At 68.5% G+C, this 21,982-nt stretch carries 15 protein-coding genes and 4 pseudogenes; 4 read left to right on the top strand and 15 right to left on the bottom strand.

What is annotated here, in order from left to right; genetic code table 11:
- Positions 1 to 17: 17 nt before the first annotated feature.
- From RUMESO_RS01675 to RUMESO_RS01660, 4 genes and pseudogenes are all read right to left on the bottom strand, one after another.
- The gene (locus tag RUMESO_RS01675) at positions 18 to 1,226 is read right to left on the bottom strand and encodes an SAM-dependent methyltransferase (protein WP_037277556.1); all 1,209 of its coding nucleotides are present in this window, start codon (positions 1,224 to 1,226) and stop codon (positions 18 to 20) included.
- Between the two features lie 56 nt (positions 1,227 to 1,282).
- Entirely contained in the window at positions 1,283 to 2,731 is a 1,449-nt protein-coding gene (locus RUMESO_RS01670) for a cryptochrome/photolyase family protein (protein WP_037277554.1), read from the bottom strand.
- A gap of 36 nt (positions 2,732 to 2,767) precedes the next feature.
- Positions 2,768 to 3,997, bottom strand: a complete 1,230-nt coding sequence (locus RUMESO_RS01665; RefSeq protein WP_037277553.1) for an aminotransferase class V-fold PLP-dependent enzyme — start codon at positions 3,995 to 3,997, stop codon at positions 2,768 to 2,770.
- A gap of 81 nt (positions 3,998 to 4,078) precedes the next feature.
- Positions 4,079 to 5,064, bottom strand: a pseudogene (locus tag RUMESO_RS01660) (MDR family oxidoreductase).
- A 192-nt stretch (positions 5,065 to 5,256) separates the two neighbouring features.
- Between RUMESO_RS01660 and RUMESO_RS01655 the strand changes: the two are divergent.
- Positions 5,257 to 6,303, top strand: a complete 1,047-nt coding sequence (locus RUMESO_RS01655; protein ID WP_037277551.1) for an extracellular solute-binding protein — start codon at positions 5,257 to 5,259, stop codon at positions 6,301 to 6,303.
- Positions 6,304 to 6,588: 285 nt separating this feature from the next.
- Here the strand turns inward: RUMESO_RS01655 and speB are convergent, their stop codons facing one another.
- The 4 genes and pseudogenes from speB to RUMESO_RS01635 form a co-directional block, all read right to left on the bottom strand.
- Positions 6,589 to 7,554, bottom strand: coding sequence for an agmatinase (gene speB / locus RUMESO_RS01650; protein WP_037277549.1), 966 nt, complete (start codon positions 7,552 to 7,554; stop codon positions 6,589 to 6,591).
- Positions 7,544 to 8,717, bottom strand: a pseudogene (locus tag RUMESO_RS01645) (M20 aminoacylase family protein). Before RUMESO_RS01645 ends, speB begins: the two are co-directional and overlap by 11 nt.
- Before the next feature lie 72 nt (positions 8,718 to 8,789).
- Positions 8,790 to 9,752 (bottom strand): extensin-like domain-containing protein, encoded by a 963-nt coding sequence (locus RUMESO_RS01640; RefSeq protein WP_051520903.1) that lies wholly within the window; start codon positions 9,750 to 9,752, stop codon positions 8,790 to 8,792.
- Positions 9,749 to 10,756, bottom strand: coding sequence for a L,D-transpeptidase family protein (locus RUMESO_RS01635; RefSeq protein WP_037277548.1), 1,008 nt, complete (start codon positions 10,754 to 10,756; stop codon positions 9,749 to 9,751). Before RUMESO_RS01635 ends, RUMESO_RS01640 begins: the two co-directional genes overlap by 4 nt.
- Positions 10,757 to 10,946: 190 nt before the next feature.
- Here RUMESO_RS01635 and RUMESO_RS25565 point away from each other — a divergent pair, with 190 nt between their 5' ends.
- Positions 10,947 to 11,105 carry a DUF1127 domain-containing protein gene (locus RUMESO_RS25565; protein WP_169791113.1) on the top strand — a complete coding sequence of 53 codons (159 nt, stop codon included), beginning with the start codon at positions 10,947 to 10,949 and terminating at the stop codon, positions 11,103 to 11,105.
- A gap of 58 nt (positions 11,106 to 11,163) precedes the next feature.
- Here RUMESO_RS25565 and coaD read toward each other — a convergent pair whose 3' ends face one another.
- From coaD to RUMESO_RS01620, 3 genes are read right to left on the bottom strand one after another with little or no spacing between them, the layout of a single operon-like run.
- Positions 11,164 to 11,661 carry a pantetheine-phosphate adenylyltransferase gene (gene coaD, locus RUMESO_RS01630; protein ID WP_037277547.1) on the bottom strand — a complete coding sequence of 166 codons (498 nt, stop codon included), beginning with the start codon at positions 11,659 to 11,661 and terminating at the stop codon, positions 11,164 to 11,166.
- Entirely contained in the window at positions 11,661 to 12,095 is a 435-nt protein-coding gene (locus RUMESO_RS01625; protein WP_037277546.1) for a CBS domain-containing protein, read from the bottom strand. The genes coaD and RUMESO_RS01625 overlap by 1 nt, the downstream gene beginning before the upstream one ends.
- Positions 12,096 to 12,115: 20 nt before the next feature.
- Positions 12,116 to 13,033 (bottom strand): LysR family transcriptional regulator, encoded by a 918-nt coding sequence (locus RUMESO_RS01620; RefSeq protein ID WP_156362587.1) that lies wholly within the window; start codon positions 13,031 to 13,033, stop codon positions 12,116 to 12,118.
- A gap of 94 nt (positions 13,034 to 13,127) precedes the next feature.
- Between RUMESO_RS01620 and RUMESO_RS01615 the strand changes: the two are divergent.
- Positions 13,128 to 14,627 (top strand): annotated as a pseudogene (locus tag RUMESO_RS01615) (CoA-acylating methylmalonate-semialdehyde dehydrogenase).
- 230 nt (positions 14,628 to 14,857) lie between these two features.
- Positions 14,858 to 15,178, top strand: coding sequence for a cupredoxin domain-containing protein (locus RUMESO_RS25560; protein WP_037277545.1), 321 nt, complete (start codon positions 14,858 to 14,860; stop codon positions 15,176 to 15,178).
- Between the two features lie 234 nt (positions 15,179 to 15,412).
- Here the strand turns inward: RUMESO_RS25560 and RUMESO_RS01605 are convergent, their stop codons facing one another.
- From RUMESO_RS01605 to lpdA, 4 genes and pseudogenes are all read right to left on the bottom strand, one after another.
- Positions 15,413 to 16,861, bottom strand: a complete 1,449-nt coding sequence (locus RUMESO_RS01605; protein ID WP_037277543.1) for an NCS1 family nucleobase:cation symporter-1 — start codon at positions 16,859 to 16,861, stop codon at positions 15,413 to 15,415.
- Positions 16,862 to 17,139: 278 nt separating this feature from the next.
- Positions 17,140 to 20,002 (bottom strand): annotated as a pseudogene (gene uvrA / locus RUMESO_RS01600) (excinuclease ABC subunit UvrA).
- A gap of 135 nt (positions 20,003 to 20,137) precedes the next feature.
- Entirely contained in the window at positions 20,138 to 20,344 is a 207-nt protein-coding gene (locus RUMESO_RS01595) for a hypothetical protein (protein WP_037277541.1), read from the bottom strand.
- A 212-nt stretch (positions 20,345 to 20,556) separates the two neighbouring features.
- A complete protein-coding gene (gene lpdA, locus RUMESO_RS01590; protein WP_037277540.1) occupies positions 20,557 to 21,951 on the bottom strand; it encodes a dihydrolipoyl dehydrogenase in 1,395 nt (464 codons plus the stop codon).
- Positions 21,952 to 21,982 lie beyond the last annotated feature (31 nt).

Raw genomic sequence — 21,982 nt, 5'->3', positions numbered from 1 at the left:
TGGGCTCGCGCGGTCCTTCAGGTTGGGCGGGTCATGGTGATCTGGGTTACGTCGCAGTTTCCGCCGTGGAAAGCAGCCGCGCAAGAGGCGAGATAGAAGTTCCACATTCTTCGAAAGCGATCGTCGAATCCAAGTCGCGCAACCTCGTCCCAGCGAGTGTTGAACGTCTCGTGCCAGCGCCGCAGAGTTTGGCTGTAGCTTTCCCCGAATTCCACGGAGTTCAGGAACCGCAGCCCCGCCTTCTCGACCTCGCCGCGCAGGATCGAGGGGCTGGGGAGCATCCCGCCCGGGAAGATGTACTTCTGGATGAAGTCCACGCTGGAGCGGTAGATGTCCCAGCGGTGATCGGCGATGGTGATGATCTGGAGCGTGGCCCTGCGCCCCGGCTTCAGGCACCGGCGCAGCGTGTCGAAGTAGGTGGGCCAGTAGCGCTCGCCCACCGCCTCGAACATCTCGATGGAGGCCACGCCATCATAGGTCCCGGTCTCGTCGCGATAGTCCTGGAGCTTCAGGGTCACGCGGTCCTGCAATCCGGCTCGGGCGATCCGCTCCTGCGCGTAAGCGAGTTGCTCCTTCGAGATGGTCAGCCCCGTGACCTTCAGCCCCCGTTCGCGCGCGGCGTATTCCGCAAAGCCCCCCCAGCCGCAGCCGATCTCGAGCACGTGGTCCCCGGGCTCGGCCCCCATCTGGTCGACGAGCGCCTCGTACTTGCGGCGTTGGGCCGCCTCCAGGCTCTGCTGCCCCCGGTCGAACAGGGCCGAGGAGTAGGTCATCGTTTCGTCGAGCCAGAGGCCGTAGAAGCTGTTTCCCAGGTCGTAATGGTAAGAAATGTTCCTGCGGGCCTGCCGCTTGCTGTTGCTCTGGAGCCAGAAGCGCAGCCTCTCGTAGGCCCGCACCAGCGCCGCCCCCGGGAAGCCGTCGTAGAGGTGGTTAGCGTCGTCGTGCATGAAATCGAGGAAGGCCATGAGGTCCGGCGTCGACCACCAGCCGTCCATGTAGGCTTCGCAGAAGCCCAGGTCGCCCTCCCGCACCGTCCGCGCGAAGACGTCCGGGTTGTGCACGTCGATCTCCGCGACATAGCCCGGCTCTGGCCCTTCGGCGCGGAACCGTCGCCCGTCCGGCAGGACGATATCGAGCCGGCCCTTCCTAAGCCTCGAGGCCATCCCGAAGACCTGCGCGAAGTAGCGCGGGAGGTCGCTCTGCCCCTCGGTCGAAGTGAAAATCATGCACAGGCTCCCGGTCTTCAACTTTCCGTCAGAAGTTAGGCAACTCGATGGCATTGTCACGCCCCTCCTTGCCCGGTCGCGTCTTGATCCCAGGGCCGCGCCCGGAAAGCCGCAAGGGCGGCCCTCCGCGCGACAGCCAGGTCCAGGACGGGCGCGGGATAGGTGTCCTTCTGCGACATGTGCCAGGATCGGGGGATGGCCTCGAAGTAGCTGAGCGCCGTCGAGGGTGGAGCAGCCTGCCACTCGGCGATCCAGGCCCTCGCGTAGTCGCCGTCAGGATCGTAGGCCTTGGCCTGGGCCTTGGGGCTGAAGATCCGGAAGAAGGGCGACGCGTCGGGCCCCGACCCCGCCACCCACTGCCAGTTGACCGCGTTCGACGCCGGGTCCCAGTCGGTCAGGCAGTCCTCGAACCATTTCAGGCCGATCCGCCAGTCGGTCAGCATGTGCTTGGTGAGCAGCGAGGCCACGATCATGCGCGACCGATTGTGCATCCGCCCCGTGACATACATCTCGCGCATCGCAGCATCCACGAGCCGTATGCCGGTCCTCCCCCTTCGCCACGCACTCACCAAGGGCGATTCCGTATCCCTGGTCCAGGGAAAGGATCGCCATTCGGGACGCCAGGCGTCAGTCGCGAGCTCGGGCGAGTGGAACAGGAGGTGGTGCGAGAAATCGCGCCAGGCGAGCTCCTTGAGGAACTGCTCCGCGCCAGCTTCTCCTCGGTGGAGCGCCGCGAGCGCGGCCAGCCAGCAGGTCCGGGCGCTGATCTCGCCATAGGCGAGGTTCTCGGACAGGCGCGAGGATCCATCCCGTCCCGGATAGTCTCGCGCTCCGGCGTAGGCACCGATCCTCTCGGCCACGAAGCGGTCGAGGCGCGCGCGAGCTTGCGTCTCGCCCGGCTGCTGCCAGGAAGCGACGATCGATCCGCCCCGGTTCATGGCGGCGTCGAGACGCCAGTCCTCCAGGCGCTCAGTGGCCGGCCAGGATGCCGGCGCCGTGAGACGGGAGGGCGGGGGGAGCGGCTCGCCCATGTCGCGGGTCCTCAGGGCCCTGAAGAAGGCGGCATAGCTGCGGAACGAGCCGCCTGCTCCCGTCCTGAGGGTCTCGGGCTCGTGCAGGAGATGGCCCGGAAAGGCCCTCGTCTCGACGCTCTCCAACTGCGGCCCGAGGCATTCGTCCTGACGCCTTGAAAGCGGATCGTGGAGCCGCGTCCACCATACGGCTCCCGCCCCGGTCTCGGCCAGCATCGCCCGGAGGACTCCATGTGTGGCGCCCCGGCGAAGGATCAGCCGGCTGCCCTTGTCCTTCAGGTCGCGCGCGAGTTGCTCCACGCCCAAGCCGATCCGCATCCGGGGAGCGGCCCCCAACGCCTCGACGCCCTCGTCGCAGAGGAAGACCGGGATGACGGGTCGGCCGCTCGCGGCGGCGGCATGCAGCGCCGGGTGGTCCGAGAGCCGGAGGTCGCGGCGGAACCAGAGCAGGATCGGCGAACGGTCGTGGGGCATGACGGAGGTCCGTATGGGGAGCGGAGGCGGTCCGGCCTAACCCGGCAGGACGTCGTCCAGCGCCCGGATGAGCCGTCCGACCTCCTCCTCCGAGGTGCAGTGCGTGAAGCTCATCCTCAGGACACCCTTCGCGGGATCGATCCCGAGCGCCCGGAGCGGGCACACCGCGTAGAAGTCGCCGCCCCCTGCCATGATCCCGTGCGGTGCAAGCGCCGCGGCGGTGGGCTCGGCCTCGCCCGGGAGCTCGACGGCCACGGTCGGCGCACGCCGCGAAGCGTCCGTCGGTCCGAGGAGCCGGACGTCGTTGCGGCCCCGGAGGTAGTCGAGGAGCGGCTGCAGGAGCCCGACCTCGCGCGCACGCATCAGGTCGTGGGCGGAGCGTGCGGCCGGTGCGCCCCCGAAGGGGCCGCCGTGATGGGCGGAGAGGTCCTCGAAGTAGTCTGCCATTCCGGCCGAGGCGGCGACCTGCGCGTGGTCCGGGCCGGCCGGGGTGAATCGCTTGAAAAGGGCGTCGCCGTTGAAGAAGTGACCTTGGTTGGGAAGCTCGTTCCCGAAACCCTCGCGGATCACCATGAGCCCCTGGTGGGGCCCGTAGACCTTGTAGGCGCTGAACAGGTAGACGTCGCAGCCCAGCGCGCCCACGTCGGGCAGGCCGTGCGGCGCGTAGCTCACGCCGTCGACGCAGACCTTCGCCCCGGCAGCATGGGCCATCGCCGTTATGGCAGCCACATCATTGATTTCCGCGACGACGTTCGAGCAATGCGGGAAGCAGACCAACCTGACCTTCCCATCGGCGACAAGGGGTGCCAGCCGCTCCGGATCGAGGTGTCCGCTCATGGGGTCGATCCGCCATTCGCGTACCTCCACGCCGTCGTCGGAGAGCCGGCGCCAGGGGCCCGAGTTGGCCTCGTGGTCCTGGTCGGTGACGACGATGGCCTCGCCGGGCTTGAGCCAGCGACGGACGGCCTGGGCGAGCACATAGGTGTTGGCGCTCGTCGAGGGGCCGAAGGACAGCTCATGGGCGTCGACGCCCAGCATCGCGGCAAGGCGGCTCCGCGCCTCGTCCATCTCCTCGCCGGCGAGCCGGGAGGCGGCGTAGGGAGCGTAGGGCTGGACCTTTCTCTCGGTGTAGAATCGGTGAAGGCGGCTCACCACCTGCCCGCAGGGAAAGGAGCCTCCGGCGTTCTCGAAGAAGGCCTGGCCCTGGAGGGCGGGGACGGAGAAGGCGGGGAACTGGGAGCGGACCCAGGCGGTATCGAGTTGCATCGTGGTCACTTGGCGGTCTTTCGGATCGAAGCTGTCATTGTCCGGGGGCCGGCGTGGACATGGCCAGCAAGGGCAAGCGGGTCAGGCGTTCACGTCCACCACGACGCGTCCGCGCACATGGCCCTTCCGGATGGCCTCGCCCAATGCGGGGAGGTCGGAAAGCGTGGCGGGATGGGCCATGGCCTCGAGCTTGTCGCGGGGCAGGTCGCGGGCGATGCGGGCCCAGGCGGCCTCGCGGCGGGGGAGCGGGGCCATGACCGACTCGATGCCGAGAAGGTTCACGCCCCTCAGGATGAAGGGGAAGATGGTCGCGGGGACCTGCCCTCCCCGACGAGCCCCACCGCCGCGACCGAGGCGCCGTAGCGCATCTGGCCGAGCAGGCGCGCCAGCATGGCGCCGCCCACGTTGTCGATGGCGCCGGCCCAGACCTCGCGCTCCAGCGGACGCTCGCTCGTCCGGTCGAGGTCGGACCGGGGGACGACGCGGGCCGCGCCGAGGTCGCGGAGGTAGCTCTCGGTCTCCGGGCGGCCGGTCACGGCGGCGACCTCGTAGCCGGCAGCCTTGAGGAGAGCGACGGCGATGCTGCCCACGCCGCCCGAGGCGCCGGTCACGAGGACCTCGTCCGCGCCGGGCGCGAGGCCGTGTTCCTCCAGCGCCATGATGGCGAGGGCGGCGGTGTAGCCTGCGGTGCCGACCACCATGGCGTCGCGGGTCGTCAGGCCCTCGGGCACGCGGATCAGCCAGTCGCCCTGGACCCGCGTCCGGGTGGCGTAGCCGCCCCAGCGGAACTCGCCCACCCGCCAGCCGTTCAGGATCACCGCGTCGCCGGGGCGGAAGCGGGGGTCGTCGGAGGATTCGACCCGTCCGGCGAAGTCCACGCCGGGGACGTGCGGGAAGGACTTCACGACGCTGGACGCGCCGGAGAGCGCGAGGCCGTCCTTGTAGTTGAGCGTCGAGTATTCCACCGCCACCGTCACGTTCCCCTCGGGCAGGCGGTCGTCCTCGAACTCCTGGATGCCGACGCGCAGGCCGGAGTCGTCCTTCTCCACGAGCAGGGCCTTGAACATGAACCTCTCCTTCAACGGACGGGCGGTCGGGCATGAGCGTGACAGGCGGGTCCGGGGGCCGCAAGTGCGCTTGCTGCCGACCTCATCCGAGAGCCGCGACGGGACGGCACGGGCATTCGGCGCTTGAACCCCTTGGCGGGCGTTCCTAACGTCATGGCATCGCACGACACGTCCAACGGGAGAACCAACCACATGAAGATCGCGACCCTTCTGGGCGCCGCCTCGCTGGCGTCCCTGGTCCTGGGCAGCGCTGCCCTGGCCCAGGATTCCGAGCTCGTGGTGCTCGACTACCCCGGCTTCGAGGGCTCCGAATTCCACCAGCCCTATGTCGACAAGAACGGCGCCGACCCGACCTTCTCGTTTTTCGGCGACGAGGAGGAGGCGTTCCAGAAGGTCCAGGCCGGCTTCCAGGCCGACGTGGCCCACATCTGCGCCGGAAGCGTGCCCAAGTGGCAGGAGTCGGGCTTGATCGAGCCCTGGGACTTGTCCAAGATCGAGGCGGCGTCGACGCTCGATGCGACCCTGACGGGGACGCAGATCGGCGGCGGGGACGAGACCTACTTCATCCCCACCGACTGGGGCACCACCGCCATCGCCTACAACCCCGACGAGGTCCCGGCCGAGGACGTGGCGAGCCTCGACGTCTTCAAGAACCCGAAATACGCCGGCCGCATCGCGATCCCCGACAACGTCGACGACGCCTGGGCGCTGGCCTACCTCGCCACCGGCGTGACCGACTGGACCAACGTCACCGACGAGCAGTTCGAGGCCGCCGCGCAGTGGCTCCGCGACGTGCACCCGAACCTGCGGACCTACTGGACCGATCCGGCCGAGCTCGCGCAGCTCATGTCCTCGGGGGAGGTGCTGGTCGCCTGGGCCTGGAACGAGACCTATCCGACGATGAAGGAGGAAGGACGTCCGATCGGCTTCCAGCGGGAGCCGAAGGAGGGGTCGTCCGTCTGGCTCTGCGGTCTCGTGAACATGAAGGACGGTCCGGGGTCCGAGGACAAGGTCTACGACTACGCCAACGCCTTCCTCGCCCCGCAGACCGCGCCCGTGCTGGTAGCGGCCGGATGGGGAAGCGCCAACACCGCCGGGATGCAGGGGATCACGCCGGAGGACCTCGAAGCCTCGGGCCTTGGGCAGATCAGCGCTCCGATCTTCGCGCAGCTTCCGATCCCGATCGAGTCGCGGGAGCGTCATTCGGAGACCTTCGAGCAGATCAAGTCGGGGTTCTGACGGGCGGGGCCGGGGCGCGACGCGCCTCGGCCCTTTGTTCGTCCGGCCAGGACGAAGCCGCGGCAGGGCACGCCTGCGGGCAGCGTTGGGGCAGGCATCATCGGCGATGTAAGGCATATGGCTCTCCTGGGTCATGAGGCCAGGATGAGCGCGAGAAGTTAACGAGGCGTTACAATAACGAACGCAACGTTCACCCGATCTTAACGGATCGTCAGGACGACCCTCGGGCCGGGTGATTCGGTTGGCGGTGGCGGGCCGAGGCCCGCGCGACGAGAGCCGGAGCGGTCAGCCCTTTCCGAGCCGGTGCCAACCATAGAGGCACATGATCTCGGTCGCGATATGGGCGCCGGCGATGGCGGTGGCGCCGGTCGTGTCGTAGGGGGGCGAGACCTCGACCACGTCGCCGCCGACGACCCGGATTCCCGCGAGGCCGCGGAGGATCGCGGCGGCCTGCCAGCTCTGCAGGCCTCCCCAGACCGGCGTGCCGGTGCCGGGGGCGAAGGCGGGGTCGAGAGCGTCGATGTCGAAGGTGACGTAGGCGGGCGCGTCGCCGACGATGCGGCGGACCTGGTCGGCCACGGCGTCGGGCCCCTCCTCGTGGACGGCGCGGGCGTCGATCATGGGAAGGCCGAGCCGGTCCTCGGTGACGGTGCGGATGCCGATCTGGACGGAACGCGTGGGGTCCACGAGGCCCTGCTTCACGGCCTTGTAGAGGAACGTGCCGTGGTCGATCCGCTCCATGTCGTCGTCCTGCCAGAGATCCGAATGGGCGTCGAACTGGATGACCGACAGGGGGCCGAACTTCTCGGCATAGGCGCGCAGGATCGGCAGGGTGATGAAGTGGTCGCCACCTAGGGTGACGGTGCCGACGCCCTGGGCGAGGATCTCGCGGATGCGCGCCGTCAGGGCGTTCGGGAATTCCGAGGTCCGAGCGTAGTCGAAGGCGAGGTCGCCGGTATCCACGACGTGGAGCTCGGACAGCGGGTCGAAGGGCCAGCCATAGGGCGGGTCGTAGGGCTGGAGCGTCGAGGCCTCGCGGATCGCGCGGGGCCCGAAGCGGCTGCCGGGGCGGTGCGTCACCGCCTGGTCGAAGGGGACGCCGAGGATGGCGAGGTCGGCGCCGGTCACGTCCTTGCCGTAGCGGCGGCGGAGGAAGGAGGTCGCGCCGGCGAAGGCGTTCTCGTAGGCGAGGCCCCTGCCCTCGCCCGTGAAGGCGCGGTCCACTTGCGTCTTGGCGTCCTCAAGCGCCATGGGCGGGCTCCAGCGGCAGGGCCCGCTCGATGACGCGGGCGAAGAAGCTCGCGCCGAGCGGGGCGGAGCGGTCGTCGAAGTCGAAGGCGGGGTGGTGGCACATGGGCGTGTCGCCGTTGCCGAGGAGGACATAGGCGCCGGGGCGCTGCTCCAGCATGTAGGAGAAGTCTTCCGCGCCCATCTCGGGCGTGCGGCTCGGGTCGACGCGGGTCGCGACCTCGCGCGCGACCTCGACGGCGAAGGCGGCGCGGTCCGGGTCGTTGATCGTGGCGGGGTAGCCGTTGCGGTAGTCGATCTCGGCGGAAAGGCCGAAGGTGCTGGCGGTGACCCCGGACGATCTCCTCGATGCGCTGGCGGGCCATGGACTGGACGCCCTTGTCATAGCTGCGGACGGTGCCGGTGACGAGGGCGTCGCCAGGGATGACGTTGATGGCACTGCCGGCGTGGACCTGGGTCACGGAGACGACGAGCTGCTTCATCGGGTCGAGATTGCGGCTCGGGATCGTCTGGAGCGCCTGGACGAGCGCGCAGGCGCCGGGGATCGGGTCCACGGCCTCGTGCGGGTAGGCGGCGTGGCCGCCCTGGCCGCGAAGGGTGACGTAGAAGTCGTCCACGGCGGCGTGGATCGGGCCGGGGGTGGTCGCCATCTCGCCCACCGGGATCCCGGGGGCGGTGTGCATGGCGTAGACCTGCGTGACGCCGAAGCGGTCGAGGACACCTTCCTTGACCATGACCTCGCCGCCGCCGCCGTCCTCCTCGGCGGGCTGGAACATGAGGACGGCGGTGCCGGCGAAGTTGCGCGTCTCGGCGAGGTATCTCGCGGCGCCCAGCAGCATCGTCGTGTGGCCGTCATGGCCGCAGGCGTGCATCCTGCCGGGGATTTCGGACGCATAGGGGGCGCCGGTCTGCTCGGGCATGGGGAGGGCGTCCATGTCGGCGCGCAGGCCGATGGCGGGGCCGGGCTGGCGGCCTTGAATCAGGGCGACGACTCCGGTGCGGGCGATGCCCTCGTGGATCTCGTCTACGCCGAAGTCGCGCAGCCTGGCGGCGACGAAGGCGGCGGTCTCGTGACAGTCGAAGGAGAGCTCGGGGTGGCGGTGGAGATGGTGGCGCCAGGCGGCCATGTCCTCCGCGAAAGCGGCGATGCGGTTGACGACGGGCATGAGGGCCTCCGTTGGGGGTCGCGGGAGGCTAGCCCCGGCCGGTGGGGAACCGCAATGGGGTGGGCCGTGGCGTCACTCGCAGATGCGGAAGCCCCCGTCCCTCCCCTTGACGTCGAGGTGCAGGTGGTCGGCGTGGTCCTCCTGCCCGGGGCCGAGGACGGTGGTGAAGTCGAGGCAGGCGCCCGCGCGGACGGCGGCCTGGAAGGATTCGTCCAGCGTGCCGTCGCCGTCGCGCGGCTGGATGAGGAACGGGTCGCCCGAGGCGAACCGGAAGCCCATCACGTCGAGCGCGTTGCCGAAGGCATGCTCGGAGACCTCGCCGTCGGCGCGGGGGCGGCAGAGATAGGCGGTGCCCTGGTCGATGGTGGTGAGGGCGCCCCGGTCGGGGAGCTTGCGGCTGAACGGGAGGACGACCTCGGCGACCCAGCGGGCCGCGGCGAGGGTGGCGTCGCAGCGGAGCGTCGGCGGGGGCTCGAGGGCGACGCCGGGGGTCGATCTCGGAGACGGTGAGGGGTTGGCGATGCCGCAGTCGGGATTGTCGGGATCGGTGATGTGGTCGGCTCGCTCGTAGGTCACCCCGAGATCGTCGAGGGCGGCGAGGCAGGCCGAGAGCTCGGCCGAGGATTCGGCGAGGAGTTCGCGCATGGGCGGACCGGGAGGAACGGGCGTTTCCGCTGGTCCCTGGTCCGGCGCGAGCGTCGCGTTGGCCCCTCCCTCAGGAGCGGCCTCGGGAAGGCCGAAGCTCAGGCCTTCGCCTTCGTCGGGGCCGTCGGGCCCGGTCAGGGTGAAACCAGCAGCGGGCGACCCGGTGTCCATGCCTCTTGGTGGGATGAGTTGGGGGGTATCATCTGCGGCCGCCGCAGGTCCTTCCGCCTCGGTCGCACCGGCATCTGGCGCTTCGGACGGGATGAGCTGCGGGACCCCGCCGTCCGGCCGCGCCTCCGGGATCGGCGCGCGCTCGGGCGCGAAGTCCGTGCCCTCCTGCGCGAGCGCGGCCTGTCCGGCCAGCGCGAACGCCAGGGCCGCGCGCCTCATTCCACGAACTCGACCACCGTGCCGACCTGGACGAGGCTCGCCAGCTCCTCGGCGTCCCAGTTGGTGAGGCGCACGCAGCCGTGACTCGACCGCCGGAAGAGCGAGGAGGGCTCGGGCGTGCCGTGCAGGCCGTAGCTGGGCTTGGAGAGGTCGATCCAGACCGAGCCGACGGGACCGTTCGGACCGGGCGGCAGGACCAGGGGCTCGGTGTTCTCGCCCTGGACGAAGTTCTCGGGGTTGTAATGGTAGGTGGGGAGGTGGGCGATGGCGCTGACCTCCATGGTCCCTTCGGGCGACGGCGTGGAGGTCGAGCCGATGGTCACGGGATAGTTGGCGATCATGAAGCCCGAGGGGTCGAAGGCGGCGAGGCGGTTGCTGCCCTTGCGGACCTCGATGCGGCTCACGGTGCCCTGCAGGAAGGGGCCGGGGTCGGCGACGGTGACCGTCTCGCCCGCCGTGAAGGTCGCGCTGGGGTTGAGCGCGACGAGGAAGTCCTCGTCCATGTGGAAGCGCTCGGCCAGCATCTCGCTCACCCGCTGGTAGCCGAGCCACTGCATCTCGGCGAGCTGGGCGTAGTCCTCCGGCAGGCCGGGGGTGATGTTGTTCATGTCGTTGGGGGCGATGGTGTAGGCCTGCAGCACGGGGCCGGAGAGCGGGCCGCCCAGCGCCGCCCAGACATCGAAGTCGAGCACGCCGTCCACCGGAAGGCCGCGCTGATCCTCGAAGGCGCGCAGCGCGCTCTCCGACATGCCGCCCTTGTGGCCGTCGATCACCCCCGGCGAGATGCCGGCGCGGTCGAGGAGGACCTGCACCTTGACGGTGAGGGGCGACTGGTCCTCCGGCAGGTCGCCGCCGTCGTAGGTCGCGGCCTCGATGCCCTCGGCGGTGAGGGCCGCGGCACTAGTCGAGACCAGCGCGGGGGCCTCCACGAAGTGCTGGGCCAAAGCCAGGGCGGGGAGGCCGGCGACGGACAAGGACGCGAGGACGAGGCGAAGGCGGTGCATCAACGAAGCTCCAGGGGATCGATCGGGCTGTCAACGCGCCAAGAGGGTGTTCCGTTCAGTCCGACCGAAGACCGCAGCCCTGATCGAGTCATGCACGTCATGCATGTCCGTTAGCGGTAACTGTGCGTTGTGACGGGCCTCGGTATGCACCAAATGAAGGTCACAAGAAAAGAGAACGAACGAGGACGCCATGACCCTGCTGAACAACCTGCGCGATGCCGCCCGGAAGAGCTTCGCCTATCGTCGGACCCTGAACGAGCTTCGGGGCGTTCCGGAGCATCTGGCCGAGGACCTGGGGATCTACCCCGGCGACGCCCGGCGCCTGGCCCGCGAAGCCGTCTACGGCTGAACCGCGGACCGATCTGGGCCCAGAGCCCCTGCCCAAGCCGCCCCTTCGGGCGGCTTTCCTATGTCCGGGGGAAGCGCTCCTGCAGCACGGCTCGGACGGCCGGCGGGACGAACTTGGAGACGTCGCCACCGAGGCGCGCGATCTCCTTGACCAGCTTGGAGGCGATGGCTTGGTGCCGAGCCTCGGCCATCAGGAACACGGTCTCGATGGAGGCGTCCATCGCCCGGTTCATGCCGACCATCTGGAACTCGTATTCGAAGTCGGCGACGGCGCGCAGGCCGCGCACGATCACCTGCGCGCCGACGTCGCGGGCGCAGTCGATGAGCAGGTTCTCGAAGGGGTGGACGACGATGTCGCTCCCGCAGCTCTCGGCGATGCCGTCGATCTCGCCTTCGAGCATGGCGACCCGCTCTTCCAGGGAAAAGAGCGGGCCCTTGTCGCGGTTGATGGCCACGCCGATCACGAGGCGGTCCACGAGGGTGCAGGCCCGGCGGATGATGTCCGTGTGGCCGAGAGTCACCGGGTCGAAAGTGCCCGGGTAAAGTCCGATTCGCATCAACGGCCCGCAATCATCCCTTCGAGGGCGTCCTTCTCCATGGAGAGCTCGGAGAGCCGGGCCTTGACCACGTCGCCAATGGAGATGAGGCCGATCATCACCTCGTTCTCGACCACGGGCAGGTGGCGGAAGCGGCCTTGGGTCATCTTGGTCAGCACGTCGTCCGCCTGATCGTCGGCGACGCAGGTCTCCACCTTCTCGGTCATCATCTCCTCGACACGTTCGTCGAGGGCGCTGACGCCGCGCTTGCCCATCTCCCGGACGATGTCCCGCTCGGAGATGATGCCATCGACCCGTTGGCCGTCGGTGGAGACCACGAGGGAGCCGATCCGGCATTCGGAGAGGATCCGGGCGGCCTCGGCCACCGTGGCATCGGGCCGGATCGTCAGGACGCGGTCGCTGCCCTTGGACTTGAGGATCTGTCTCACGTGCATGGCGCGCTCCGTTCGCTGCTCTACGATGGAAGGGTCGTGCCGCCCTGCCCCTCTGTCAAGCTCGCAAGCCCTTCGAGCCGCAGGACTTCGTCCCTGAGGCCGCGGATCACCGCCGCCGCGAGGCGCGAGATGCGCTCGGACCGGCGGTCGGCGTCGTGGCGGACGAGGTAGAAGGCGCGGGTGAAGCTCACCTCGTCGGTGAGGATTCGGCCCAGCTCGGGCGCGTAGGGGAGCGCGAAGTCGTGGACCACCCCGACCCCGCCCTGGCGCAGCAGCATGAGCTGGACCGAGACGGAGTTCGAGGCGAGCTGCACCGCGCCGAGGCCCAGGCCACCCAAGTAGTCGAGCGCCCGGTCGAAGATCATGTCGGGGATGTAGCCCACCACCGGCCTGCCCCTGACGTCGGCGAGCGACCGGGCCTCGGGTGCGTCGCGACGCTGGGCGAGGTGGAGCTTGTAGTCGGTGATCTTCTGGACCGTCAGGCGCCCGGCGTCGGGCGGGCTGACGGTGATGGCCATGTCGGCCTCGCGCCGGGAGAGGTTCACGACGCGAGGGAGCGCGAGGATCTGGAACTCCAGCCCCGGATTCTCGGTTTGGATGCGGGCGGCGACCTGCGGAAGGAGATAGTTGGCGCATCCGTCCGGGGCCCCGACGCGGACCTGGCCGGTGAGCCCCTGCGAGGCGCCCTGCCCTTCCTCGATCGCGAGGCGCATGGCCTCCTCGGCCTCTTCGGCCCGGGCCTGGAGGCGGGCGCCGAAGTCGGTCAGCGCATAGCCCTGGGGGCTCTTGAGGAAGAGGGTGGCGCCCAGCGACTCCTCGAGCCGCGCGATCCGGCGGCCGACCGTGGCGGGGTCCATGCGCAGGCCCGGCGCGGCGCCGGAAAGGCTGCGCGCCCTGGCGACGCCGAGGAAGACCCGCATGTCGTCCCAGTCGATCATCCTGCATTCCTGCATGGCGGTTTTGGGATGATGGCCCTTTGTTCCGGAAAGTTGCAAGGCTAGAAGCCACCGCAACGCGACCGGGAGACCCACCATGCAGGAACTGACCCATTACATCAACGGCGAGCACGTGAAGGGCACCTCGGGCCGCTTCGCGGACGTCTATAACCCCGCCACGGGCGAGGTGCAGGCGCGCGTCCCCTCGCCTCGGTCGAGGAGATGGACCGCGCGGTCAGGGCCGCCGCCGCCGCGCAGCCCAAGTGGGCCGCCGTGAACCCGCAGCGCCGGGCACGGGTGATGATGAAGATGGTCGCGCTGCTCAACCGCGACATCGACAAGCTGGCCGAGGCGCTGAGCCGCGAGCACGGCAAGACGCTCCCCGACGCGGCGGGCGACGTGCAGCGCGGTCTCGAGGTCGTCGAGTTCTGCGTCGGCGCCCCGCACCTGCTGAAGGGCGAGTTCACCGACGGCGCGGGCCCCGGCATCGACATGTACTCGCTGCGCCAGCCGCTGGGCGTCACGGCGGGCATCACACCGTTCAACTTCCCCGCCATGATCCCGATGTGGATGTTCGCGCCCGCCATCGCGGCCGGCAACGCCTTCATCCTCAAGCCCTCCGAGCGCGATCCCTCCGTGCCGCTGATGCTCGCCGAGCTGATGGGAGGAGGCCGGGCTGCCCAAGGGCATCCTCCAGGTCGTCAACGGCGACAAGGAGGCCGTGGACGCCATCCTCGACCATCCGACGATCCAGGCGGTGGGCTTCGTGGGCTCGACGCCGATCGCGCAGTACATCTACGGGCGCGGCGCGGCCAACGGGAAGCGGGTGCAGGCCTTCGGCGGCGCCAAGAACCACATGATCGTCATGCCGGACGCCGACATGGACCAGGCGGCCGACGCGCTGGTGGGCGCGGGCTACGGCGCGGCCGGCGAGCGCTGCATGGCGATCTCGGTCGCGGTGCCGGTGGGCGAAGAGACGGCCGACCGGCTGATCGAGAAGCTCGTGCCGCGCATCGAGAAGCTGAAGGTCGGGCCCTACACCGCCGGCAAGGACGTGGACTACGGCCCGGTCGTCACCGCCGCCGCCAAGAGGAACATCCTGGCGCTGGTCGAGTCCGGCATCCAGCAGGGCGCGGAGCTCGTGGTGGATGGGCGGAACTTCTCGCTCCAGGGCTACGAGGATGGCTTCTTCGTCGGCCCGCACCTCTTCGACCGCGTGACGCCCGACATGGACATCTACCGCAAGGAGATCTTCGGGCCGGTCCTGTCCACCGTGCGGGCCAAGTCCTACGACGAGGCGCTGGGCCTTGCCATGAGCCACGAATACGGCAACGGGACCGCGATCTTCACCCGCGACGGCGACACGGCCCGCGACTTCGCGGCCAAGGTCAACGTGGGGATGATCGGGATCAACGTGCCGATCCCCGTGCCGCTGGCCTACCACACCTTCGGCGGCTGGAAGAAGTCGGCGTTCGGCGACCTCAACCAGCACGGCCCGGACAGCTTCCGCTTCTACACGCGGACCAAGACCGTGACCTCGCGCTGGCCCTCGGGGATCAAGGAAGGCGCCGCACTGAACTTCAAGCAGATGGAGTGAAGGGTGCGCGGAGGATCGTCCGGGTGTGACGGTCCTCCGTGATGAGCAGGCGAGCGCCCGTGAGCCCTGAGGTCGGACGGGGTCCGAGTGGAACCCTGCCTCAGGATCGGTTCGTCGTCGCATGGACGTCGGGCGAACGCCTGAGATCCTGCGACCTAGGTCGGTGGACAGCGCGAGGCCGCATCCCAAAGATGCGGCCCTGCGTTCCTCCGGCCCAAGGATCCTCCATCATGCCCGAGCCCACGCGACGTTCCCTCCCCGCAGGTGTCCTGAGCCTTCCGTTCCTGTCCTCCGTCGGGCAGGCCCAGTCCGCATCCGGCATCGTGGGAATGGCCTTCTCGCCCGCCGAGTTGACCATCGCCGCCGGACAGACCGTGTCGATCATCAACCAGGACGACGTGCGGCACACCTTCACCGCCGACAGCGGAGCCTTCGACATCGACGACCTTACCCCAGGCCGTTCGGTCGAGGTGACCTTCCCCACGGCAGGCACCTACTCCTACCACTGCGCGATCCACCCTTCGATGAAGGGCCTCCTGACCGTCCTCTGACGGGTCGCGGCAGCGCTCGATCGGGAGTTGGTCCTGGCCCGCGCTGTCACCGTCGGTGCAATCCAGGGACCAAGCATCCCTCCAAGGTGCCATGCCGATGCCATGATCCTGGCCCGGCGATCAGACTGGAGTCCCGATCCAGCCTGATGCGAACGCCCGGGCCATACGGCCCGGGCGTTCCTCGTTCCTCGTTCCAAGTCGGGGCGGGCCGCAGAGCCGCTCGCCCCAAGAGGCTCAGGCGACCTGCACGCGCGCCGCGCCGCGCGCCCTCAGGACGTAGTAGACCGCCCCGCCGATCGCCACGCCGAAGAACCAGCCGTAGATGCCCCACCAGGACGGCAGGATCGAGGTGAAGGTCGGCAGGATCGAGGAGAAGATCATGCCCACGATGAGGGCGATGAAGGCGTTGCGGTGCCAGCCGCCGTCGAAGCGGAACTCCCCGTTCTCCTGGTAGAGCGCGTTCACGTCGATCCGGCCGCGCCGGATCAGGTAGTAGTCCACCATCATGATGCCGAAGATCGGGCCCATGGTGGAGCCGATGAAGTTGACGAAGGAGGCCGCCCCCGTCTCCCACGGCGCCCAGGGGTAGAGGACCAGCGCGATCAGCGCCGCGATGTAGCCGCCGCGCTTGAAGTCGATCTGGCGCGGGAAGACGTTGGCGAAGTCGAAGGCCGGCGAGACGAAGTTGGCCACGACGTTGATGCCGAGCGTCGCCACCGCGAAGGTGAGTGCCGCAAGCAGCGCCAGGAACCACGAGTCGAACTTGGCCGAGATCGCCTCGGGGTGGAGGAGCACCTCCCCGTAGACGTCGAAGGCGGCGGTCGTGGTGACGCCCGCGACGAGGCAGAAGGCCAGGAGGTTGATCGGCAGGCCCCAGAGGTTGCCGGTCCGGAGCGCCCTCTCGCTGGTGGCGTAGCGCGAGAAGTCGCAGAAGTTGAGGTAGAGGGCCGCAAAGTAGGTGATCCAGGTCGCGGCCACGGCGGCGAGCGCCGGGAAGGAGCCCGGAGTGCCGAAGCTGCCCGCGTCCTTTGTGGCGTCGAGGAGCACGTCCTGGGGGATCCGCTCGCCGAAGGAGAAGGTGCCGGCCTTCACGACGAGGTAGATCGCGAGGAACAGCATCATGATCCAGACGGCTGGACCGGCCCAGTCCTGGAACTTGCGGACGGTCTCCATGCCCCGCTGGATGATGAGGAGCTGGAGCGCCCAGACGATGACGTAGCAGATCACCTCGAGCGTGGAATGGCCAAGAAGGTGGCTGTTCTGGTGGAACTCCAGCATCCCTGGGCTGCGGACGAGGAGCGCGACGATGGCGCCCGAGGCGGCGGCCGTCTGCGCGCCATACCAGAAGCAGGCGACCACGGCCCGCACCAGCGCCGGGACGTTGGCGCCGAAGGTCCCGAAGGAGGCCCGCGCCAGCACCGGGAAGGGCACGCCGGTGCGGACGCCGGCGTTGCCGACCATCGACATCAGGGCGAAGATCACCAGCGAGCCGATCCCGATGGCGATGACGAAGTTCACGAAGCTGCCGCAGAGCAGGAAGAGGCTCGCGGCGAGGTAGTAGCCCCAGAGGCTGTGGACGTCCGAGGTCCAGACGTTGAAGATCGAGAAGGCGCCCCACCTGCGCTCCTGCGCGGGGGCGAGGTCCTCGTTGTAGAGGGCCGGTGACGGGTTGGTGACGCGCATGTGGTGGAATGTCCCTTCCTGTTGGCCGGCCCCCGTGAGGCGCTGCAGGAGGGGTGCCGGGGTGCTGGTCGCAGCCTTCGCGGGCTGCTTGTTCTTGCGACTGGAACCGGGCGACCTCTACTCTGCCGTCCTGCCTCGAGCCTGCACCTGACGGAACGTCAATACAATGTCGGGATTCGCATCACCACCTTTCGGATATTTTTGAAGAAGCTTCCTTGCAACAAGAACGGTCTCCCTCCCGAGCAGAGGGATCACCGGCCCGACGGCAGCCCAGGCCATCACTCCGCCGCGACCTTCCGCGCCTCCAGCAGAGGCTTGAGGTAGTGGCCGGTGTGGCTCTCGTCGATCCCGGCAATCTCCTCCGGCGTACCGGTAGCGACGATCCGACCGCCCCCGTCCCCACCCTCCGGGCCGATGTCGATGACCCAGTCGGCGGTCTTCACCACGTCGAGGTTGTGCTCGATGACGACGACCGTGTTCCCCTGGTCCACCAACTCGTGCAGCACCTCGAGGAGCTTGCGGACGTCCTCGAAGTGGAGGCCCGTCGTGGGTTCGTCGAGGATGTAGAGCGTCCGGCCGGTGGAGCGCCGCGACAGCTCCTTGGCGAGCTTGACGCGCTGCGCCTCGCCGCCCGAGAGGGTCGTGGCCTGCTGGCCGACCTTGACGTAGCCCAGGCCCACGCGGACCAGCGCGTCCATCTTCTCGCGGATCGAGGGGACCGCCTTGAAGAACTCCTGCGCGTCCTCGACCGTCATGTCGAGCACGTCGGCGATGCTCTTGCCCTTGAAGTGGACCTCCAGGGTCTCGCGGTTGTAGCGCTTGCCCTTGCAGGTCTCGCAGGTGACGTAGACGTCGGGGAGGAAGTGCATCTCGATCTTGATGACGCCGTCGCCCTGGCAGGCCTCGCACCGCCCGCCCTTGACGTTGAAGGAGAAGCGGCCGGACTTGTAGCCGCGCGCCTGCGCCTCCGGGAGCCCGGCGAACCAGTCGCGGATCGGGGTGAAGGCGCCGACATAGGTCGCAGGGTTCGACCGGGGCGTCCGCCCGATGGGCCGCTGGTCGATGTCGATGACCTTGTCGAGATGCTCGAAGCCCGTGATCGTGTCGCAGGGCGCGGGAGTCTCGCGCGCGCCGTTCAGCTTCATCGCGGCGTTCTTGTAGAGCGTCTCGATGGTCAGCGTGGACTTGCCGCCGCCAGACACGCCGGTCACGCAGACGAACTTGCCGAGCGGGAACTCGGCGGTGACGTTCTTGAGGTTGTTGCCCGTGGCGTTGACCACGGTCAGCGTCTTCTTGTTGCCCGGACGGCGCTGGCCGGAGCGGACGGGGATGACCCGTCGGCCGGACAGGTATTCGCCGGTGATCGAGTCGGGGTTTGCCGCGATCTCCTGGGGCGTGCCATGGGCCACGACCGCGCCGCCGTGGACGCCCGCGCCGGGGCCGATGTCGAAGACATAGTCGGCGGTGCGGATCGCGTCCTCGTCGTGCTCGACCACGATGACAGTATTGCCCTGGTCGCGCAGGGACCTGAGCGTCGCGAGCAGCCGGTCGTTGTCGCGCTGGTGCAGGCCGATGGAGGGCTCGTCCAGCACGTAGAGCACGCCGGTCAGGCCCGAGCCGATCTGGGAGGCAAGCCGGATGCGCTGCGACTCCCCGCCCGACAGCGTGCCGGCGTTGCGCGACAGCGTCAGGTAGTCCAGGCCCACGTTGTTGAGGAAGCCGAGCCTCTCGCGGATCTCCTTGAGGATGGCGCGGGCGATCTCATTCTTCTGGTTCGACAGGCTGCCGGGCACGGTCTGGACCCAGTCGAAGGCCTGCCGGATCGACATCCGAACGACCTCGCCCACATGGAGGCCGCCGATCTTGACCGCCAGCGCCTCGGGCTTGAGGCGGAAGCCGCCGCAGGCGTGGCAGGGCCGCTCGTTCTGGTACTGCTCGAACTCCTCGCGCACCCAGGCCGAGTCGGTCTCCTTGTAGCGCCGCTCCATGTTGGGGATCACGCCTTCGAAGGGGCGACGGACCTGGTAGACGCGCCCGCCCTCGTCGTAGCGGAATACGATCTCCTCCGTGCCGGAGCCGCGCAGGATCACCTCCTTGGCGCGCTCGGGCAGGTCCTTCCAGCGCGAGGCCTTGTCGAAGGCGAAGTGCTTGGACAACGCCTCGATGGTCTGGGTGGAATAAGGCGACTTGGACTTGGCCCAGGGCGCGATGGCGCCTTGGGAGAGCTTGCGGGTGATGTCGGGCACCACCAGCCGCTCGTCGAAGAACAGCTCCGCGCCCAGGCCGTCGCAGACCGGACAGGCACCGTAGGGTGCGTTGAAGGAAAAGAGACGCGGCTCGATCTCGGGGATGGTGAAGCCAGAGACCGGGCAGGCGAACTTCTCGGAGAAGACGATCCGCTCGGGCTCACCCTCCTGCGGCGCGGTCTCCAGCACGGCGATGCCGTCGGCGTGGTCGAGCGCGGTGCGGAAGCTGTCGGCGAGGCGCGTCTCCAGGCCCGCGCGAACGACGATCCGGTCCACGACGATGTCGATGTCGTGGCGCAGCTTCTTGTCGAGCGCCGGGACCTCGTCGATCTCGTAATAGGTCCCGTCCACCTTGACGCGCTGGAAGCCCTGCTTGCGGAGGTCCAGGAGTTCCTTGCGGTATTCCCTCCGTCCGGTCCCGGACCATCGGCGCGAGGAGATAGCCCCGCGTCCCCTCGGGCAGGGCCATCACCCTGTCCACCATGTCCTGCACCTGCTGCGCCTCGATGGGGAGGCCGGTCGCGGGGCTATAAGGGGTGCCAGCGCGGGCGAAGAGCAGGCGTAGGTAGTCGTAGATCTCCGTCACCGTTCCCACGGTCGAGCGGGGGTTCTTGGAGGTCGTCTTCTGCTCGATGGAGATGGCGGGCGAGAGGCCCGTGATGTGGTCCACATCCGGCTTCTCCATCATGTCGAGGAACTGCCGGGCGTAGGCGCTCAGAGACTCGACATAACGGCGCTGTCCCTCGGCGTAGATCGTGTCGAAGGCGAGGGACGACTTGCCCGACCCGGACAGACCCGTGATGACCACGAGCTCGTCGCGGGGGATCCTGACGTCGATGTTCTTGAGGTTGTGCTCGCGGGCGCCCCGCACCTCGATGAACTTCTGCTCGGCCATGCGTTCGCCTCCTCGGGGACGAGGTTACATAGCGGAAACGCGCAGGACCGCCAACCGGAAAACGTGAACATTAGATGAACAGGCTGGGGAGCGCCGACGCACCTTCCCGCGACTGGCCAGCGAGACGAGGGGCCGTCAGGGCACGTTGTTGATGAGGAACGTTCCCACGCCCACGATGGAGCTGATGAGGGCCACGAACGCGCCCAGCACGACGATGAGACCCGGATAGCCCGGAAGGCGCGTGATCTCGCCTTCCATGCGGGACAGCCGCTCGGCCATGGAATCGACCTTCTCGGTCACGCGCTCGACCGATTTCTCGAGGGCCGTGAGACGGGCTTCCACGTCCGATGATCCTCCGCCGCCGGACGTGGATCGACCCACGCCCTGCTTTGGAAAGTTGACCACCGGCTCCTTCATTTCAAGGCCGAACTCAAAATGCGCCTCCGATTCTCGCGTTCATTCTACCAGAACGGGAATCCGTTCCAAGCACAAATGAGAACAAAATGAGAACATCGAGGAACGGCCCGAAGGAGGATCGGACCCTCAGCGTGCCCCTAGATGTGAAGCGCGCGGCCGTAGGCGTCGAGAACGGACTCGTGCATCATCTCTGACAGCGTCGGATGCGGGAATACCGTCTCCATCAGCTCGGCCTCGGTGGTCTCCAGCGAGCGGCCGACGATGTAACCTTGAATGAGCTCGGTCACCTCCGCCCCGATCATGTGGGCGCCCAGGAGCTCGCCCGTCTTGGCGTCGAACACCGTCTTCACCATGCCCTCGGGCTCGCCGAGGGCGATGGCCTTGCCGTTGCCGATGAAGGGGAAGCGGCCGACCTTGACCTCGTGGCCGAGCTCCTTGGCCCGCGCCTCGGTCATGCCCACGCTCGCCACCTGCGGGTGGCAGTAGGTGCAGCCGGCGATGGCCCCCGGCTTTATCGGGTGGACGTGCTTCCCGGCGATCAACTCGGCGACCATGACCCCTTCATGCGAGGCCTTGTGCGCGAGCCAGGGCGCCCCCGCCACGTCGCCTATAGCGTACAGGCCCTCGACACCGGTGCGGCAGAACTCGTCGGTGACGACATGGGTGCGGTCCACCTGCACGCCCACCGCCTCCAGCCCGAGGTTCTCCACGTTGCCGACGATGCCCACGGCCGAGATGACGGTGTCGAACTCCTGCGTCTCGGTCTTGCCGTTCGCCTCGATATGGGCCGTGACCTTGCCCTGCCCGCGGTCGAGCTTCCTGACGGTCGCCTTCTCCAGGATCGTCATGCCCTGCTTGACGAACTGCTTCTTGGCGAAGGCGCTGATCTCCGCGTCCTCGACGGGAAGGATGCGGTCCATGACCTCGACCACGGTGGTCTTGGCGCCCAGCGTGTTGAAGAAGCTCGCGAACTCGATGCCGATGGCGCCCGAGCCGATGACGAGGAGGTTCTTCGGCATCCGGGGCGGCTGCAGGGCGTGCTTGTAGTTCCAGACGAGGTCGCCGTCGGGCTCCAGCCCCGGCAGCGAGCGCGACCGAGCGCCGGTGGCGAGGACGATTGCAGGGGCCTGGAGCTCCTCCTCGCCCTTGTCGGTCGTGACCTTCACCCGGCCCTTGCCGGCGAGCGTGGCGGCCCCCATCACCACCTCGATCTTGTTCTTCTTCATCAGGTGGCCGATGCCCGAGGAGAGCTGCTTGGCCACGCCCCGCGACCGCTTCACTACGGCGTCGAAGTCGAAGCTCGCGCCCTCGACCTTGAGGCCGAAGTCCTTGGCACGGTGCATGAGGTGGAACACCTCGGCCGACCGCAGCAGCGCCTTGGTCGGGATGCAGCCCCAGTTGAGGCAGATGCCCCCCAGGTGCTCGCGCTCGACGATCACGACCTTCTTGCCGAGCTGAGCCGCGCGGATCGCGGCCACGTAGCCGCCCGGGCCCGCCCCGATCACGATCACGTCGAAGGTCCGGGTGGCCATGTGCGTCGTCTCCCTTCCGAAGGTTCAGAGG

The organism is Rubellimicrobium mesophilum DSM 19309, from assembly GCF_000600335.2.
GTDB classification, from domain to species: Bacteria; Pseudomonadota; Alphaproteobacteria; order Rhodobacterales; family Rhodobacteraceae; genus Rubellimicrobium; species Rubellimicrobium mesophilum.
The sequence above is the reverse complement of the archived record's forward strand: the minus strand, read 5'-3'. Positions and strand labels throughout refer to the sequence as shown.

Bases quoted from the DNA above. Each gene is read 5' to 3' on its own strand.
- RUMESO_RS01675 (WP_037277556.1), bottom strand. From the start codon at position 1,226: ATGATTTTCACTTCGACCGAGGGGCAGAGCGACCTCCCGCGCTACTTC.
- RUMESO_RS01670 (WP_037277554.1), bottom strand. From the start codon at position 2,731: ATGCCCCACGACCGTTCGCCGATCCTGCTCTGGTTCCGCCGCGACCTC.
- RUMESO_RS01665 (WP_037277553.1), bottom strand. From the start codon at position 3,997: ATGCAACTCGATACCGCCTGGGTCCGCTCCCAGTTCCCCGCCTTCTCC.
- RUMESO_RS01655 (WP_037277551.1), top strand. From the start codon at position 5,257: ATGAAGATCGCGACCCTTCTGGGCGCCGCCTCGCTGGCGTCCCTGGTC.
- speB (WP_037277549.1), bottom strand. From the start codon at position 7,554: ATGGCGCTTGAGGACGCCAAGACGCAAGTGGACCGCGCCTTCACGGGC.
- RUMESO_RS01640 (WP_051520903.1), bottom strand. From the start codon at position 9,752: ATGAGGCGCGCGGCCCTGGCGTTCGCGCTGGCCGGACAGGCCGCGCTC.
- RUMESO_RS01635 (WP_037277548.1), bottom strand. From the start codon at position 10,756: ATGCACCGCCTTCGCCTCGTCCTCGCGTCCTTGTCCGTCGCCGGCCTC.
- RUMESO_RS25565 (WP_169791113.1), top strand. From the start codon at position 10,947: ATGACCCTGCTGAACAACCTGCGCGATGCCGCCCGGAAGAGCTTCGCC.
- coaD (WP_037277547.1), bottom strand. From the start codon at position 11,661: ATGCGAATCGGACTTTACCCGGGCACTTTCGACCCGGTGACTCTCGGC.
- RUMESO_RS01625 (WP_037277546.1), bottom strand. From the start codon at position 12,095: ATGCACGTGAGACAGATCCTCAAGTCCAAGGGCAGCGACCGCGTCCTG.
- RUMESO_RS01620 (WP_156362587.1), bottom strand. From the start codon at position 13,033: ATGATCGACTGGGACGACATGCGGGTCTTCCTCGGCGTCGCCAGGGCG.
- RUMESO_RS25560 (WP_037277545.1), top strand. From the start codon at position 14,858: ATGCCCGAGCCCACGCGACGTTCCCTCCCCGCAGGTGTCCTGAGCCTT.
- RUMESO_RS01605 (WP_037277543.1), bottom strand. From the start codon at position 16,861: ATGCGCGTCACCAACCCGTCACCGGCCCTCTACAACGAGGACCTCGCC.
- lpdA (WP_037277540.1), bottom strand. From the start codon at position 21,951: ATGGCCACCCGGACCTTCGACGTGATCGTGATCGGGGCGGGCCCGGGC.